The organism is Rhodococcus sp. IEGM 27 (assembly GCF_033142305.1).
GTDB classification, from domain to species: domain Bacteria; phylum Actinomycetota; class Actinomycetes; order Mycobacteriales; family Mycobacteriaceae; genus Rhodococcus_F; species Rhodococcus_F oxybenzonivorans.
Map to the genome: position 1 here is coordinate 882,007 of NZ_JAWLSG010000001.1, position 16,704 is coordinate 898,710.

The 16,704-nt window shown below is 67.4% G+C and carries 17 protein-coding genes; 6 read left to right on the forward strand and 11 right to left on the reverse strand.

Annotated elements, in window-relative coordinates:
* Positions 1-115 precede the first annotated feature (115 nt).
* Positions 116-988, reverse strand: coding sequence for an aminodeoxychorismate lyase (locus R4P95_RS04150; protein WP_317743672.1), 873 nt, complete (start codon positions 986-988; stop codon positions 116-118).
* A gap of 61 nt (positions 989-1,049) precedes the next feature.
* Here R4P95_RS04150 and R4P95_RS04155 point away from each other — a divergent pair, with 61 nt between their 5' ends.
* From R4P95_RS04155 to R4P95_RS04170, 4 genes are all read left to right on the forward strand, one after another.
* Positions 1,050-2,171, forward strand: a complete 1,122-nt coding sequence (locus R4P95_RS04155) for a folate-binding protein YgfZ (RefSeq protein ID WP_317743674.1) — start codon at positions 1,050-1,052, stop codon at positions 2,169-2,171.
* Positions 2,168-2,851 carry an MOSC domain-containing protein gene (locus tag R4P95_RS04160; protein WP_317743675.1) on the forward strand — a complete coding sequence of 228 codons (684 nt, stop codon included), beginning with the start codon at positions 2,168-2,170 and terminating at the stop codon, positions 2,849-2,851. Before R4P95_RS04155 ends, R4P95_RS04160 begins: the two co-directional genes overlap by 4 nt.
* Positions 2,848-3,801 carry an asparaginase gene (locus R4P95_RS04165; protein WP_317743676.1) on the forward strand — a complete coding sequence of 318 codons (954 nt, stop codon included), beginning with the start codon at positions 2,848-2,850 and terminating at the stop codon, positions 3,799-3,801. The genes R4P95_RS04160 and R4P95_RS04165 overlap by 4 nt, the downstream gene beginning before the upstream one ends.
* Before the next feature lie 181 nt (positions 3,802-3,982).
* On the forward strand, positions 3,983-4,183 hold the full coding sequence (locus R4P95_RS04170) for a DUF3073 domain-containing protein (protein WP_109327228.1): 201 nt from the start codon (positions 3,983-3,985) through the stop codon (positions 4,181-4,183).
* A 109-nt stretch (positions 4,184-4,292) separates the two neighbouring features.
* Here R4P95_RS04170 and purM read toward each other — a convergent pair whose 3' ends face one another.
* On the reverse strand, positions 4,293-5,372 hold the full coding sequence (gene purM / locus R4P95_RS04175) for a phosphoribosylformylglycinamidine cyclo-ligase (RefSeq protein WP_109327226.1): 1,080 nt from the start codon (positions 5,370-5,372) through the stop codon (positions 4,293-4,295).
* A 118-nt stretch (positions 5,373-5,490) separates the two neighbouring features.
* The gene (gene purF, locus R4P95_RS04180; RefSeq protein WP_109327225.1) at positions 5,491-7,074 is read right to left on the reverse strand and encodes an amidophosphoribosyltransferase; all 1,584 of its coding nucleotides are present in this window, start codon (positions 7,072-7,074) and stop codon (positions 5,491-5,493) included.
* Between the two features lie 293 nt (positions 7,075-7,367).
* On the opposite strand from purF, the gene R4P95_RS04185 reads away from it, so the two are divergent.
* Positions 7,368-7,823 carry a class I SAM-dependent methyltransferase gene (locus tag R4P95_RS04185; RefSeq protein WP_317743678.1) on the forward strand — a complete coding sequence of 152 codons (456 nt, stop codon included), beginning with the start codon at positions 7,368-7,370 and terminating at the stop codon, positions 7,821-7,823.
* A complete protein-coding gene (locus R4P95_RS04190; RefSeq protein WP_317743680.1) occupies positions 7,795-7,974 on the forward strand; it encodes a hypothetical protein in 180 nt (59 codons plus the stop codon). The genes R4P95_RS04185 and R4P95_RS04190 overlap by 29 nt, the downstream gene beginning before the upstream one ends.
* On the opposite strand, the gene R4P95_RS04195 is transcribed toward R4P95_RS04190, so the two are convergent.
* From R4P95_RS04195 to R4P95_RS04230, 8 genes are all read right to left on the reverse strand, one after another.
* Entirely contained in the window at positions 7,975-8,358 is a 384-nt protein-coding gene (locus tag R4P95_RS04195) for a sterol carrier family protein (RefSeq protein WP_213573481.1), read from the reverse strand.
* A gap of 4 nt (positions 8,359-8,362) precedes the next feature.
* Positions 8,363-9,007 carry a CPBP family intramembrane glutamic endopeptidase gene (locus tag R4P95_RS04200; RefSeq protein WP_317743682.1) on the reverse strand — a complete coding sequence of 215 codons (645 nt, stop codon included), beginning with the start codon at positions 9,005-9,007 and terminating at the stop codon, positions 8,363-8,365.
* Positions 9,004-10,773 (reverse strand): alpha/beta hydrolase, encoded by a 1,770-nt coding sequence (locus R4P95_RS04205; protein WP_213573483.1) that lies wholly within the window; start codon positions 10,771-10,773, stop codon positions 9,004-9,006. Before R4P95_RS04205 ends, R4P95_RS04200 begins: the two co-directional genes overlap by 4 nt.
* Before the next feature lie 3 nt (positions 10,774-10,776).
* Positions 10,777-13,086, reverse strand: coding sequence for a phosphoribosylformylglycinamidine synthase subunit PurL (gene purL, locus R4P95_RS04210; RefSeq protein ID WP_317743683.1), 2,310 nt, complete (start codon positions 13,084-13,086; stop codon positions 10,777-10,779).
* Positions 13,087-13,232: 146 nt separating this feature from the next.
* Positions 13,233-14,519 carry a M18 family aminopeptidase gene (locus R4P95_RS04215; RefSeq protein WP_317743685.1) on the reverse strand — a complete coding sequence of 429 codons (1,287 nt, stop codon included), beginning with the start codon at positions 14,517-14,519 and terminating at the stop codon, positions 13,233-13,235.
* A 25-nt stretch (positions 14,520-14,544) separates the two neighbouring features.
* Positions 14,545-14,898, reverse strand: coding sequence for a VOC family protein (locus R4P95_RS04220; protein WP_213573486.1), 354 nt, complete (start codon positions 14,896-14,898; stop codon positions 14,545-14,547).
* Positions 14,899-14,954: 56 nt separating this feature from the next.
* Complete coding sequence (locus R4P95_RS04225) at positions 14,955-15,119, reverse strand: hypothetical protein (RefSeq protein WP_213573487.1); 165 nt, start codon at positions 15,117-15,119, stop codon at positions 14,955-14,957.
* Between the two features lie 54 nt (positions 15,120-15,173).
* A complete protein-coding gene (locus tag R4P95_RS04230; RefSeq protein WP_317743686.1) occupies positions 15,174-16,352 on the reverse strand; it encodes a glutamate--cysteine ligase in 1,179 nt (392 codons plus the stop codon).
* Positions 16,353-16,704 lie beyond the last annotated feature (352 nt).

Here is a 16,704-nt window from a genome sequence, read left to right on the forward strand (position 1 = left end):
CATCCGCTCGATCCCTGTGCGCGTGATCCTGTCGAGGCAGTCCTTTTTTTGCGAGACGCTTCCCTCGCACGACTTCCCCGACGGGACCTAGCTACTACTGAATGTAGTAGGCCTGTCAAGCCTCGGCGGACCCCGAGCCGGCGGTCTCGACCGCAAGGTCCACCAGCTTCACGATCTCGTCAGCGAGAGGGGGCTCCGGAAGCACCAGTCCGTCGATCTTGCGCACCCGCGCTGCCATGGTGACGCTGGAGATCAGCCAAACACCTTCTGCGGTAATAAGATCCGCGGGACGCAGCGCGGCATACTCACAGCGGAAGCCTTTCTTGGACGCCACGTCGTACAGCGCCTGCTGCGTGGTCCCCGGCAGTATGCCGTGCTCCGGCGGCGGCGTGAGGAGCGTTTTCTCCCGGGCGATGACGACGGTGGAACGTGGCCCTTCCAACACATTGCCTTCACTACTGACGAAGATCACATCGTCGGCGCCCAACGTCGCCGCATAGCGCAGAGCCGCCATGTTGGTCGCATAGGACAAGGTCTTGGCCCCGAGCAGCTGCCACGGCGCACTCGCCGACAGGTCCACGGAGTACCCACGCGCCAGTGTGAGAACCGCCACGCCGTCGCGACGAGCGTCGAGAATGCGATCGGACACCGCACCGATCGTGACGAACGCCGTCGGGTCACCCCCGGATTCCCTCCCCCGGCTGAGCACCAGACGCATCGCACCCTCACGTTCGGAGCCCCACTGTTCCACGGCAAGCTCGATGGCGAGGCGCCACTCGTCGAGATCCAGCATCGGCAGGGCGAGGGCCCGGGCGGACGTCACGAGCCGGGACAGATGCGGTTCCACCTTGAGCGCCCGGCCGCCGCGGACGAGCAGCGTCTCGAAGACACCGTCGCCGCGCACCACCGCCAGATCGTCCGCGTACAGGAGCGGGGCGTTCGCATCGCGTACCTCGTGGTCCAGCGTCACCAGCACTGCATCAGACATGGAGCCAGCCTATCCACCCTGCCTGCCGCCCTACCCCCTCCGTGGTCCCTAGACTGGGTTCGTGGTCGACAAACTGCCCGTTTCACCCAGTCCACTTCTCACGACCCCGGGCGCTGTCCGCGCGCCCGACGACTCGCCGGACGCCGGGGTCGCATGGCACCACGGCGACCCCCTCGGGGAACAGCGCAGCGCCGAGCGTTCCGCCGTGGTCATCGATCGGTCCCACCGTTTCGTCCTCGCCGTCGCGGGTGCCGAACGACTGACCTGGCTGCACACCATCTCCAGCCAGCACATCGCCGCCCTCGCCGACGGTGAGGGCGCGGAGAACCTCAGCCTCGACGTCAACGGCCGCGTCGAACACCACTTCGTGCAGACCGAGCTCGCCGGCGTCACCTGGATCGACACCGAGACCGGTCGCGGACCCGACCTCCTGTCGTTCCTCACCAAGATGGTGTTCTGGGCCAAGGCCGACCCCCGCGACGGGAACGAGCTGGCGGTCCTCACCGTGATCGGACCGGACGCTCCCGCCACACTCGAGGGGGCCGGAGCCCCCGCACCCACCGAGCCGTACGCCGCCGTCGCACTGGCGGGCGGCGGATTCGTTCGCCGCATGCCATGGCCCACCGACTCCTCGTTCGACCTGCTGGTTCCCCGCGAGCAGCTGACCGACTGGTGGGCCCGGCTCACGGCGGCGGGAGCCGCACCAGCCGGAACGTGGGCCTTCGAGGCGCTCCGGGTCGCGGCCCTGCGGCCCCGCCTCGGACTCGACACCGACGAACGCACCATCCCGCACGAAGTCCGGTGGATCGGCGGTCCTGCCGAGCATGGGGCCGTCCACCTGGAGAAGGGCTGCTACCGCGGGCAGGAGACGGTGGCCCGTGTGCACAATCTCGGCAAGCCGCCCCGACACCTCGTGCTGCTGCACCTCGACGGGAGCGCCGAAGGTCGCCCCGAAACCGGTGACCCTGTCACCGCAGGCGGCCGCACAGTGGGCCGTGTGGGCACGGTGATCGACCATCACGAATTCGGTCCCATCGCCCTCGCCCTGATCAAACGCTCCATTCCCGTCGACACCGAGTTGGTCACGGGACCGTGCGCCGCCTCCATCGATCCCGACTCCGTTCCCACCGAGGAGACCGTGCAGGCCGGCCGGGCCGCCGTCGAGCGGCTGCGCGGACGGTGAGCGCAGGCGCCGGGGCGGCCGGCGAGGTGCTGGCCGTCTGCGTCTTGCACACCGAGCGGGACAGTGGTGTCCGACGCGTGGAACGCACGGCTATCGACAAGCGTCCCGTGGACGGTCCGATACGGGTGACGGCCACGGGGCTGGCAGGCGACTACGTCTGCGACACCAAGTACCACGGCGGCCCGTTCAAAGCCGTGTACGCGTATCTGGAAGACGAGGCGCGGCGGTGGGAGGCGGAGCTCGGCCGCGAATTACCACCGGGCTGGTTCGGCGAAAATCTGCGGCTACGCGGCGTCCCGACGAGCGACGCGGTGATCGGGGAGCGTTGGCGGATCGGCACCACCGTCCTGGAAGTCGACAGCCCCCGAACGCCCTGCCGCACCTTTGCGGTGTGGGCAGGCGAGGAGCACTGGGTCAAGCGCTTCACTCGGCGCGGGGACACGGGTGCCTACCTGCGGGTGGTGACGGAAGGGTCGATCAGTGCCGGTGACACCGTGCACCGCCACCACGTACCCGCGCACGGTGTCACCGTGCGCGATCTCTTCACCGGCCGCGACGCCGAGCGCTGCGCCGCTCTGCTCGCGCAGCAGGAGGACCTCTCGCCGGCCGCCGCCCAGATGGCCCGGCGCATCGTCGAGCGAGCGGGCATCGCCGAACCGGAGGACAAGGTGACGACGTGAGCATCGAACTCGTCGAGGTGGTTCGATCAGGGTTCCGCGAGTGCGTCCATCGAGGATCCGCGGTGATCCTGCGTCCGGACGGCGATATTGCCGTCGCGGTCGGCGAGGTGCACACGCCGATCTACCCGCGCTCGTCCAACAAACCCTGGCAAGCGGTGACGCTCCTCAAGAACGGCTTCGCGCCGACGAGTGCGGAGGAACTCGCGATTGCGACCGCCTCGCACGAAGGGGAATCGGACCACGTCGAACTGGTCGAGGAACTACTTCTCCGCCACGGACTCGACGAGGATCAGCTCCGCTGTCCCGCGGACCTCCCGTCCAACGAACTCGCCCGCGCCGAACTGCTGGCGGCCGGAGAACTCCCCCGGCCGGTCTACATGAACTGCTCGGGCAAGCATGCCGCGATGCTCGCCACCTGCCTGGTCAACGACTGGCCGCTGGACAGCTACCTCGAGCCGACGCACCCGTTGCAACTCGCGGTCGTCGAGACCCTCGGGTCGATCAGCGGTGAGGTCGACGCGGAGTTGGGGATCGACGGTTGCGGCCTCCCGATCGTCCCGCTGTCGTTGACACATCTGGCGCGGGCTTTCGCGCGGCTCGTCACGGCCGAGCCCGATTCACCGGAGCGCGCCGTCGCCGACGCCATTCGGGAGCACCCCTATCTGATCTCGGGCACCGGAAAGGACGACGCCCGGCTGATGCCGGTGGTGCCCGGCCTGGTGTCGAAGGCCGGCGCCGAGGGCGTCTACGCCGGAGCACTGCCGGACGGTTCGGCGTTCGCGTTCAAGATCGAGGACGGCCACGAGCGGGCCCGCCTGCCGCTGGCGGCAGCCCTGCTGCACAGGATGGGCGCGGAGTGGACGGAGGACCTCGCTGCCCTCGCCTCGCAGCCCGTGCTCGGTGGCGGCGTCCGGGTGGGGACGGTCCGCGCGATTCCCGGAGTGTTCTGAGCCGAATAATTTCGGCATTCTGGCTGCTCGCGCACTGGGTGAGACACAACAGACACCACGACAGGCGGTGGATGGAAGCGCGAGCGACTTTTCCACGCTAGAGTGTGGGCAGGAACTTACACACTCAAACGGGGCCGCCAAATTCCCCAGGCCGCCCCGCGAAAGCGCGAGGGGGTCAGCCATGGGCCGCGGCCGGGCTAAGGCAAAGCAGACCAAGGTTGCACGCGAGTTGAAGTACAGCGTACCGACCACGGATTTTGACAGCCTGCAACGAGAGCTCTCAGGTGGGTCGTCCAACTCGCATCGGGACGAGGTCTTTGCTGACCAGCGTGCCGACAGGGAGGGGTACTCCTTGGAGGACGATGACGACTGGCGGCGTTGATAGTAGCGACAACGAAATGAGGGGGAGCCGAGTCCGGCTCCCCCTCATTTCCACATCTTCAGCCGGACAGGGCCGCTAGCTCGCCCCGTCCGGCTTTGTCAGATCGTCGTCAGAATCGCGGGTGGTCCCCGGCGAGCTGAGCCCGCAGCTCCGAGGCGTCGTGCGACTTCTTGATGCTGCCCAACGTCCAGCAGTCGATGTGCCGTGCCGTCAGGACGGCCAGCGCACGATCGACGTCCTCGGGAGCCACGATGGCAACCATGCCGACACCCATGTTGAACGTCTGCTCCATCTCACTGCGCTCGACGCGACCGCGCTGCGCGATCATCGCGAAGATGGGAGCGGGGCTCCAGGTTCCGCGATCGAGTTCCGCGACGAGCCCCTTGGGCATGACTCGTGCCAGGTTGTTGGCGAGTCCCCCGCCGGTGACGTGGCAGAACGTGCGCACGTCGGTCTCGGCGGCGAGAGCCAGGCAGTCCTTCGCGTAGATCTTCGTGGGCTCGAGCATTTCTTCGCCCAGCGTGCGGCCGAACTCGTCGACGTGTGCCGTCAAGCTCATGTGGTCGATCTCGAGCAGCACCTTGCGGGCGAGCGAGTAACCATTGGAATGCAGCCCGGATGAGCCCATGGCGATCACGACGTCGCCGGGCCGGACCCGGTCGGGACCGAGTACCTGGTCGGCCTCGACCACGCCGATGCCGGTCGCCGACAGGTCGTAGTCGCCGTCGGCCATCACGCCGGGGTGCTCTGCCGTCTCGCCGCCCAGCAGCGCGCAGCCGGCCTGGATGCAGCCCTCGGCGATGCCGCTGACCAGCTCGGCGACCCGCTCAGGGACGACCCGTCCGACAGCGATGTAGTCCTGGAGGAACAGCGGCTCGGCACCGCACACCACGAGATCGTCGACGACCATCGCGACCAGGTCGAGTCCGACCGTGTCGTGCTTGTCGAGCGCCTGGGCGACGGCGAGCTTGGTGCCGACACCGTCCGTGGAGGCCGCGAGCAGCGGCTCCTTGTAATCACCCTTGAGCGCGAACAGACCCGCGAATCCACCCAAACCACCGAGAACCTCGGGACGGCTGGCCTTCTTGGCCAGGGGCGCGAAGAGTTCCACCGCCCGATCGCCTGCGGCGATGTCGACTCCCGCGGCGGCGTAGGACGCTCCAGGGCGACTTGTCGGATCCTCGGTCATGTGGTTGTTACTCCAGCCTTCTGTTGCTCGTCAATGTGGTGTCGGTCGGGCAATCGAGTGCTGTGATTGCGCCCTTACGGTACCGGAGCACATTCGACGGCCGACCCGATGTACTGGCCTAGGGTCGGCTGAGCGCGTGCGCGTTGTCGTTGTCCCGGGTGGCGGGACCGCCGGCCGCGCTCTCGAGCATTCCCTCGAGGACGTTCTTGCCGATCGACGTTTCCGTCGGGAGTGCGATGGGATAGGTGCCGGTGAAGCACGCCGTGCACAGCCGCGTGGCGGGCTGCTCGGTGGCCGCGATCATCCCGTCGGTGGAGATGTAGCCGAGGGTGTCGGCGCCGATGGATCGGCGGACGCCTTCGAGCATCTCGTCGAAGCTTCCGGGTTCGGCTCCGCCACCGGCGCCGTTGGCGATCAGCTCGGCAGGCGAGGCGAAGTCGATGCCGTAGAAGCAGGGCCATTTGACCGGCGGTGAGGCGATCCGGACGTGGATTTCGAGAGCACCCGCCTCCCGCAGCATCCGGATGAGTGCGCGCTGCGTGTTGCCGCGGACGATGGAGTCGTCCACCACGACGAGACGTTTACCTCGGATGACTTCCTTGAGCGGGTTGAGCTTGAGCCGGATACCGAGCTGACGAATGGTCTGGGACGGCTGGATGAAGGTACGGCCCACGTAGGCGTTCTTCATCAACCCCTGGCCGTACGGAATTCCCGACCCCTGCGCGTACCCGACCGCGGCGGGGGTGCCCGACTCCGGAACCGGAATGACGAGGTCACCGTCGGCCGGATGCTCGGTGGCGAGTCGACGGCCGATCTCGACGCGGGTGGAGTGCACCGAACGACCGGCGATCACGCTGTCCGGGCGCGCCAGGTACACGTACTCGAACACGCAGCCCTTGGGCTCGGGGTTCGCGAAGCGAGAGGAGCGGACTCCGTCGGCGTCGATGGCGAGAAGTTCACCGGGCTCGATGTCGCGGACGAAGGATGCACCGACGATGTCGAGGGCGGCGGTCTCGCTGGCGACCACCCAGCCGCGGTCCAGGCGGCCGAGACAGAGTGGGCGGATGCCGTGCGGGTCTCGCGCCGCGTAGAGAGTGTGCTCGTCCATGAAGGTGAGACAGAACGCTCCGCGCAGCGTCGGCAGCAGCTTCATGGCCGCCTGCTCGATGGTGCTGTCCGTGGCGGCATGCGCGAGGAGGGCACCGACGACATCCGAATCGGAGGTGGCGCCGCCCGGGCGCTTGTCGTTGACGAGCCCGGCTTCCCGCGCCCGTCCGGCCAACTCCGCGGTGTTCACCAGGTTGCCGTTGTGTCCGAGAGCGATGCCGCTGCCCGCGGCGGTGGTCCGGAAGATCGGCTGGGCGTTCTCCCACGTGGTCGATCCCGTGGTCGAGTACCGGCAGTGCCCTACGGCGACGTGCCCGGGCATGGCGGCCAGCGTTTGCTCGTCGAACACCTGACTGACCAGACCGAGGTCCTTGAACACCAGCACCTGGGAGCCGTCCGCGACGGCAATGCCTGCCGCTTCCTGTCCACGGTGCTGCAGAGCATAGAGCCCGTAGTACGTGAGTTTCGCCACATCCTCTCCCGGCGCCCAGACGCCGAAGACGCCGCATTCTTCGCGGGGTTCGTTCTCGTCCTCGTCGGACGGGTTCGAAGAGAGGAGATTAGGACTGTTGACCGACAGATCGGCTCTGGTCACCGGGGTGCTCCCTGGGGATGGGCGTGTGAGGGGCACCCACAGTCTACGTGCCGTTGGCGGTCGGCTCGGCCACGGTGCCCCATGCGTGTGTGCAGATCCGGGATGGACGGGCCCACATCGGTTAGTTTCGGTACCGATCGAAAGCTGGGATCGACAGAATGGGGGTCTTCCGTTGACTGTCCGCACCACGGCTCCGACCGCGGCCACACGCCTCCTCGACGCCTTCGAGGGCGTCATCGGAATACCACTTCCGGTGCGCGTCCGATGCTGGGACGGCTCCGAGGCGGGGGCCGATGCGAACCTCACCGTCGTGTTCCGGAATCGCCGGGCGGTCACTGGCCACGTTCCTCCGCCTCGCCGGTCCCGGCCTGCCACCGCGGCCGCCGTCCCTGGAGGTGTCGCGACGCCGCGGCGCCAAGCACACCAAGGCGCGCGACGCATCATCCGTCTCACACCACTACGACGTGGGCAACGACTTCTACCGGCTCTTCCTGGGCCCGACGATGGTGTACTCGTGCGGGTACTGGGACCGGCAGCCGGAGAGTTCCGGCGACACCGGAACGCTCGACGACGCGCAGATCGACAAACTGGATCTGGTCTGCCGCAAGCTCGGACTCGGACCGGGCATGCGACTGCTGGACGTCGGCTGCGGCTGGGGGTCGATGGCGCTCCGTGCCGCCGAGAAGTACGACGTGTCCGTCGTCGGGATCACGCTGAGCCGTGAGCAGTGCCAATGGGCGCGGCGGTGAACGCGCCCGTACCTGGCTGCCCTATCTCGCCACCAGCGCGCTGGGCTTCGAGGAGAAAGACCAGCTGACGATTCATCAGGTGCTCGCCGTTCGTCCGTCCGACGACGGGTCGAGCGGGCTGCCACGCACCCGTTCGTTGTGGCTGGGCTGACTACACCCGCAGCAGCGGCAACCAGTGGGCGATCTCGCCGGCGCGGGCTCCGGACACGGTGACCCCGCCGCCCTGAGTCGCCTCATCGAAGTCGATCAGGCCCGTCACGAGGAGCAACCAGGTCCGCGGGTCGGTTTCCACCACGTTGGGTGGTGTGCCCCTCGTGTGGCGCGGCCCCTCGATGCACTGCACCGCCACGAACGGGGGAACCCTCACCTCGACACTCGATCCGGGGGCCACCTGCTCGAGAGTTCGGGCGCTGAGCCGGACCGCCGCAGCGAGGACGGTTCGGGACGGCTTCTCGGCGGTGTCCTCGCGTAACCACGGGCCGATTTCCAGGACGGCCGCCCTCATCTCGGCTGGGTTCACGGCTCGACGCGGCATGCCTTCAATCTACTGGTCCGGGTTCCGCGGCCCGGGCGGCCACCGCGCCGGCGACGTTGACCGAAAGGTGCAGCAGTGCGGGCGCTACGACGCTGCCGCTCCGGCGCCTCAGCTCTTCGAACAACACCCCCGATGCGGCGGTGACGATCACCGTGCCGAGGACACTCTCGTGCGCGAGTCGGGCGGCCCGAAGGTGCCAGAGTCCGAACGTCACCGCGTGCAACGCACGCGCGGTCCGCGGTGACCACACCCGTTGCAGAACGGCGCTCAGGACGCTGCGGAACAGCAGTTCCTCGGCGACCACCGTGCCCACGGGAATCCGAAAACCGACCCAGCCGTAGAAGTCCGCGGAATGCGCTGCGCGCGGTATCCCACTTCGCCACGGCTGCGCCACTACGGCCGTGGCACCTGCGACCACCGGGATCAGCGCCGCCGCCGCGCCGTATCGCAGTCCCGCAGGCACTGCGGAAGGGGACAGCCCTAGTTCGTTCCGGTTGTACCCGGCGGCGCGCGCCACTCCCACCGCTGTCAGCGCCGTTGCGGCGCCGGCGACCGCGCGCCCGTACGGCCCCCACCCGCACCGCGGAAGTATCCCGTTGTTCCACACCACGACCGCCGTTGCCACCAACACGGACGAGGATCTGCTCACTTCTCGGGACCCTCGCTACCGGCAAGCATGTCGAGAGCCGTCCGGACCCGCATGGTGTCGAGCGGTGTCCATCCCTCGGGCTGAGCAACGGTGACCCACCCGTCGAGCACCAGCGTCCCGTAATTGTGACCGTGCCCGTCCGGTACTCCGGCCGCGTTGGTGAGATCGGCCGACACCTGCCAGAACGTCACGAAGGGAAACCATTTCATCGACGGTGAGCGGTCGTCGCCCGGCGGTTCCTTCAACCAGTCCGGTCTGGTGAACGCGAGGTCCGGCGACCACCACACCACCGGATCGGATGCGTGTTGCACGTACAGGATCCGGGGAGAAAGCCACTCCCCGGTGTTGTCGACCATGTCGGCGGCGTCGTCGGCGAATCGCACCACCAGACCCGCGGCGTACTCCGGATCCACCTCAGAAGTGCCGGGGTCACGACGCTCGATCAACTGCCCCCACAAGCGGTTTGCATTCGGCGGGCCCACCCAGAGCACACCGTCGACGGTCTGCCGGATGTCGGTCAGCGTGTCGAAGGCACCCTCCCCCGCCTGAGTCCCGAGACTCTCGCCGTAGACGAGCAACTTGGGACGGGTCGCCTCGGGCTCCTGGAGCCAACGTTCGTGAACCCGGCCGATGAGTTGTCGTCCCGCCTCGGCGGCCTTGTCTCGGTCGGCGAGGAAGGACACCCAACTCGGCAGGAAGGAATACTGACTGGCCACCAACGCGGTGTTTCCGTTGTGGACGAGCTCGATAGCCTGCGCTGCAGTGGGATTCACCCATCCCGTTCCCGTGGTCGGGATGACCACCAGCACCTCGCGCTGGAATGCCCCGGTCCGCTCGAGTTCGTCGATGACGATGTCCATGCGGGCCTCCGCGTCCTCGGCCGTCTCGAGGCCGGCATAGACACGGATCGGGTTTACGGCCGGTGTGCCGTTCGCTGCAGTGAGACCGGCTGCGTCCAACCCCCGGGAGACGAAATTGCGGCCCTCGTACCCGAGCGTGTCCCACGGCGCGAACGACGCCGGGCTGCCCGACTTTTCGGGGTCGACCGGCTGGACGACACCGTCCCGGGTGGACGAATTCTGCAGGCTGAACCCTAGATTGGCGACGGAATAGATGCCGCGTACCAGAACCCCGTCGACGAGGAGGAGAAACAACACCGTGACGATGAGGATGCCCGCTGTCGTGGCGGTGGGAATGGCGAGGTGCCAGCGCCGGATCAGACGGCCCGCTATCCATCGCACCAACTCGCGCAGCAGCCGCCACCCCGAGACGATGGCCCCACCGACCAGCAAGCTGAGCCCACCGGTGCGGATGTATCCCGTGGTCGTGGTGCCCTCGGCGCCCATCAGGCCCGCGATCTCTCGCTGCCACGCCGCCGAGTACCCGAGCATCACCAGGCTCACCACCACGGAGGTGACCGTGACGAATACCGTGATCGTGGTGGACCGTGATTCCGGCAGCGGCCACCAGGTCTTGCGTCGCAAAAAGTACCGGCGCACGGCCCAACCCAGCGCCGTACCGAACGCATAGCCGATCGCGGCGTTGATCCCCCCGATCAAACCCTGGAACAACCAGTCACGAGGCAGCAACGACGGCGTGAGCGACCAGCAGAAGAACAGCGTCGCACAGGCGATGCCGGTGACGTCGAGACGCAGGAGACGCCACAATCTTTCGAGCCGGGAGTCGCGAAGACGGATCGATCCACCGAGCCGCGGGCGTTCCCGCGGCTCGGTGTCAATCCTGTCCAGCGCCCCCGATTCGACCACGCATCACCCGAACAACGCCGGCAGGGTCGCTTCTGACGTCGCGCGCAGTTCGGCAAGGGTGATCGAGAATTGTCCCTGGATCTCCACGGAGTCGGAGCCTTCGTCCACCACACCGATGCGCACCCACGGGAGGTTACGTGCCGTGCACATTCCGGTAAAGCGAGTTTCTTCCGTACGCGGAACGGCGACGAGCACGCGACCCGACGACTCGGAGAACAAGGTGACGAACGGATCGGCGTCGTCGGGAAGCAGGATGCGGCAACCGGTTTCACCGGCAAGCGCGGCCTCGACGACAGCCTGCGCGAGGCCACCCTCCGACAGGTCGTGTGCGGCAGACACCAGGCCGTCACGCGAAGACGCCAGGAGGATGTCGGCGAGAAGCTGCTCGCGGTCGAGGTCGACCCGCGGGGGAACGCCGCCGAGATGTCCGTGCTCGACCTGCGACCAGATCGAACCGTCGAATTCGTCGCGGGTTTCGCCGAGCAGGATCAGCGTTTCACCGGGCTCGAGACCGAGGCCCGTGGGGATGCGCCGGTGCACGTCGTCGATGACGCCGAGCACTGCGACCACCGGGGTGGGCAGGATCGGTGTGGAACCGGTCTGGTTGTAGAAGCTCACGTTGCCACCGGTGACGGGAATGCCCAGCTTGGCGCAGCCATCGGCCAGACCGCGCACGGCCTGCTGGAACTGCCACATCACGCCCGGGTCTTCCGGGGATCCGAAATTGAGGCAGTTGCTGACGGCCTTCGGGGTGGCTCCGGTGACGGCAACGTTGCGGAACGCCTCGGCGAGTGCCAGCTGCGCTCCGGTGTACGGGTCGAGTGCTGTGTAGCGGCCGGACGCGTCGGTGGCCAGGGCGATGCCGCGGCCTGTCTTCTCGTCGATGCGGATGACACCGGAATCGGCATTTTCGGCCAGTACCGTGTTGCCGCGGACGTAACGGTCGTACTGCTCGGTGATCCACTTCCGGCTGCACAGCGCCGGCGACGCGATCATCTTCAGCAGCGTCGCCTTCAGCTCCTCGGCGGACTCGGGCCGCTTCAGCCCCGCCGTGGTGTTCCCGACCAGCGCATCCTGGCTCGCGGGCCGCTGCACCGGACGCTCGTACACAGGGCCCTCGTGGGCGACGGTGCGCGGCGGCACGTCGACGACGGTTTCGCCGTGCCAGGAAATGGTGAGACGGTCACCGTCGGTGACCTCACCGATCACCGTGGCGAGAACGTCCCACTTCTTGCACACGGCCATGAACGCATCCACGTTCTCGGGCGTCACGACGGCACACATACGTTCCTGCGACTCGCTGGAGAGCACCTCCGCCGCCGTCATACCCGTCGCGCGCATCGGGACCTGTTCGAGGTCGATGTGCATGCCGCCGTCGCCGGCCGCGGCCAACTCGGACGTGGCGCAGGACAGTCCGGCACCGCCGAGGTCCTGGATACCGACCACGAGCTTGGCGGCATACAGCTCGAGACAGCACTCGATGAGCACCTTCTCGGTGAACGGATCACCCACCTGCACCGCCGGGAGCTTCTTCCGGCTTTTCGATGCTCCGCCGTCGGCTTCCTCCCCGCTCTCGTCGCCGTCGAACGTCTCCGACGCGAGCACGGACACGCCGCCGATGCCGTCGAGTCCGGTGCGGGCACCGAACAGAATGATCTTGTTACCGGCGCCCGAGGCGAAGGCGAGATGCAGATCCTCGACGCGCATGGCACCAGCACACAGCGCGTTGACCAGGGGATTTCCCGCGTACGACTCGTCGAACACGGTCTCGCCGCCCACATTGGGCAGCCCGAGCGAGTTGCCGTAGCCACCGACACCGCGCACCACACCGTCGACCACGCGCCGGGTGTCGGGTGCATCCGCCGCACCGAAACGCAGCTGGTCCATGACGGCGATGGGACGCGCGCCCATGGCCATGATGTCGCGGACGATGCCGCCGACACCGGTGGCCGCACCCTGGTAGGGCTCGACGTAGGACGGATGGTTGTGGCTCTCGACCTTGAAGGTGACGGCCCAGCCGTCACCGATATCGACCACTCCGGCGTTCTCCCCGATACCGGCGAGCATCGAGGAGCGCATCTCGTCGGTGGTGGTCTCACCGAAGTACTTCAGGTGCACCTTGGAAGACTTGTACGAGCAGTGCTCACTCCACATCACCGAGTACATCGCCAGCTCGGCCTCGGTGGGGCGCCGGCCCAGGATCTCCTTGATACGGGCGTACTCGTCGTCCTTGAGGCCGAGCTCCTTGTAAGGCTGCGCGACTTCGGGGTTCGCGGCGGCGGCGGTGACGGTATCGACCGGGTGTGCTGACACTGGAGGTGTGGTCCCTTCCCTACGGGAGTCAAGAGCGGCAAGCCGGAGTCAGGGCCGGCCGGTGAGCCGGGTGGCGACGAGCCGTACGTCAGTCTATCCGGCACCTTCTTCCGCCATCGACCTGGCGCTCACCGGCCTGCCCGGCGTCAGGCTGTCGGTGTGAGGAACGCCGCAAGGGCGTCGGAGTATGCCCGCACGTCGCGGGCACCCATCAGTTCCCGCGACGAGTGCATGCCCAGCTGAGCGGCACCGACGTCGACGGTGCTCAGACCGGTTCGTGAGGCGGTGATCGGGCCGATGGTCGACCCGCACGGCAGGTCGGCGCGGTGCACATACCTCTGCAACGGCACGCCGGCCTGATCGCACGCCAGCGCGAACGCTCCTGCGCCCGCCGCGTCGGTGGCGTAGCGCAGATTCTGATTGACCTTGAGTACCGGCCCGGCGTTGACGGCGATCTGGTGTGCGGGTTCGTGGCGGTCCGGATAGTTGGGGTGGGTGGCGTGCGCCATGTCGCCCGACGCACACACCGAGCCGGCCATCGCCTGCAGGAACTCTTCGCGCCCGCCACCCCGGCCGAGCACGATGCGCTCGAGAACGGTGTTGAGCAGATCCGAGAACGCCCCGCGATCCGACATGCTCCCGACCTCCTCGTGATCGAAGAGCGCGAGCACGGGCACGTGATCACCTGCCGGGTACTCGGCGGCGGCGAGCAGCGCCTGGGTTCCGGCGTAGCAGGTGCCCTGGTTGTCGAGCCGCGGCGCGCTGACGAGATCTTCCTCCGTCCCGACCACCGCACTGGGCGCGAGATCGTGGGTCATCAGTTCCCATCCGAGCACCGAATCCGCGGTCACCTCGGCCCGGTCCGCGACGAAGTCGATGAAGGATCGACGCTCCGAACCGACACCCCAGACCGCGTTGAGGTGTCGTTGCGGGTCGAGGTGCACTCCCTTGCGATCCTCCGACAGGTGGATTGCGAGCTGCGGGACCCGCAGGATCGGTTGGTCGATGCGGACGAGTTTCTGTTCCACCACGTTGCCGACCCGCACGCTCAAGCGTCCCGAGATACCCAGGTCGCGGTCGAGCCACGAATTGAGCCACGCACCCCCGTACGGCTCGAGACCCACCATCTGCCACCCGGCCGACCACAGATCGGGATGCTGCTTGACGCGCAGGTTCGGGCTGTCGGTGTGCCCGCCGACGATGCGGAACGGCGCCGTCCGCCCGACCCGCTCGGTGCTCCAGGCGATGAGTGATCCGCCGCGAACCAGGAAGTAGCGGCCAGGTTCGCCGGGCCACGAGTCCGTCTCGTGCAGCTCCGTGAATCCGTTGCCGGACAGCAACATCGACACCGTCGCGCACACATGGAAAGGCGACGGTGACGCATCGACGAAGGTGCACAGGCCCTGGGCGTCGGCCCACGTAGTGGAATGCATGGAGCCAATCATGCAGGACGCGGTGCTAGCTGTGTGGACCCGAGACGCAGAACTGATTGCCGTCGGGATCGGCGAGGGTGACCCAGCGGAATCCGTCCATCTCGCGTTGCGCCACCTCCGTCGCGCCCCCGGCGGTCAGTCTTCCGACCTCGCCGTCGAGATTCTCGGACGTCAGGTCGAGGTGAATGCGGTTCTTCCCCGGCGTGGGGTCGTCCACCTTCTGGAAGGCGAGCTTGTACGGCGAGTTCGGAAGCGTGACGACATAGAACCATCCGTCGTTCTCCTGCTCGACCGTGCCCGCAGTCTGCTCCGCCCACCACGTGGCCAGCGGTCCGGGATCTGTGCTGTCGAAGGTGATCATGCCGAGTTCGAGTGCCATGGGCGCACCTATCCCCGCTCACCGACACGTTTTCGGCTCCTGCGCGAGCCGCGGGGTCACTCGGGAGCCGGTGTGATGTGCAGGATCCCGAGGATCGACAACAGATCCTTGCAATCGTGGGCATCGCGCGAACGCGACGCGACCGCCCGCTGCGCCTTCCGGATCGTGTCTGCATCGACTTCGTGCTCCACCTCGAAGACGGAAGCTTTACGTTCGGCCACGTCGAATTCCTTCCCCGATGTCACCGTGTGGTGTATTGCGTGCGGTGTCGGTCTTCAATGAACGGTGTCGCGTTCGCGGATCGCAGCGGGCCACGAACCCGCGAGCATGTGGCGAGCCGCAACCGACACCACGTCAGCCTCGTCCTGTCGCCGAGAGAACGCCTCCCGCTGCCGCGTAGCGCCGTTGCCCTGAGCCAGGATCTTCTTCACCATCTTCTCCACCCTGCTGCGCTCACCGAACTCGTCGAGTTCCGTCTGCACGTGACGGATCAGCGAGGACAGCTGGCGCGCAGGGGTGATCAACCGCGAAGAGGTGACGTCGAGCAATTGTCCGCTGACGCCTTCGCGCGCGGCGCGCAGATATGCGGCCCGCAGCACCTCGGGCGCCACCGGAAGCGCTAGCCGTCCGGCATGTACCGAACGCTCCGCTGCTGCGACCAGGGCACGAATCAGCGTGGCCACGACCACTGTTTCGTCGACGGTGCCGGGCACGTCACTGACCCGGACCTCGACGGTGGGAAGGTGCGCGGAGGGGCGGACGTCCCAGTACACCATCGCCTCGTCGAGAATGCCCCCGGATTCGATCATCACGCCGACCACCGAGTCGTAGTGATCGGCCGATGTGAAGTACGGGGGTGCCCACGAGCACGCCCACCGGCCTCCGAGCACCGCCCGCCAGCTCGCGAATCCGGTGTCGCGGCCTCGATGGATCGGAGAGTTCGCGGTCAGCGCGAGGAGAGTCGGCAGCCAGAGCCGCAGATAATTGCACACTTGCACCGCGGTCTCGCGGTCACTGATCGCCACATGCACGTGGCAACCGCACACCTCGTGCTCGGACACGAGAGACCCGTACCGCTCGGCCATCCGCTGGTAACGGGGTACATCGGTGACCGTCGAGAACTCGCCGCACACCGGCGGCACCCCCGAGGACAACAGGGCCGCCCCGTGCTGGGTCGCTGCAGCCGCCGCAACCGCGCGAGCCCCCGCGATCTGCTCGTACAACTGGCGCATTCCCCGGCAGACCGGGGTGTTGGTCTCCACCTGGCTCGTCTTGAGCTCCAGATCGAGCGTGCCGCCCAGGCTTCGGGCACTGTCGACGACCTCCCGATTGCACTCGAGCATTCGGTTCGTCGACGCATCGACGAGGAAGAACTCTTCCTCCACGCCGACCGACGGACCCCGGCTGGAGCCGGGTACGTCCGATCGTGCGCTGTCGAGTGGTCGCAAGCTCATCGTCGCACCCCCACGACGAACCGCGGAATGTCTATCAGCACGGCCGCACCCCACTTCCTCCGCGGTGAGGCGTGGGGCGGCACACGCACCCAACGCCTCTCTTTCGGCGTCGGCGCACTTCCTGACCGACCGGTGACAGAATCCGAATACCCCGGCGCCGGTATTTGAATCACTGCCGCAATCGCAGGTTCGCCAACCTTTCACGAGTTTTCGCCCACGGATGCGTACCGCGCCCCGAGCGGGGCACTCATGACCGGTCCGCACCGGACACTCGTCACCAGAGACCGTCGCCGAAGACCGTCGCTCTCACCATCCCGCGAGCCGCCGAGGCGGCCCCCGTTCAGGCATCACC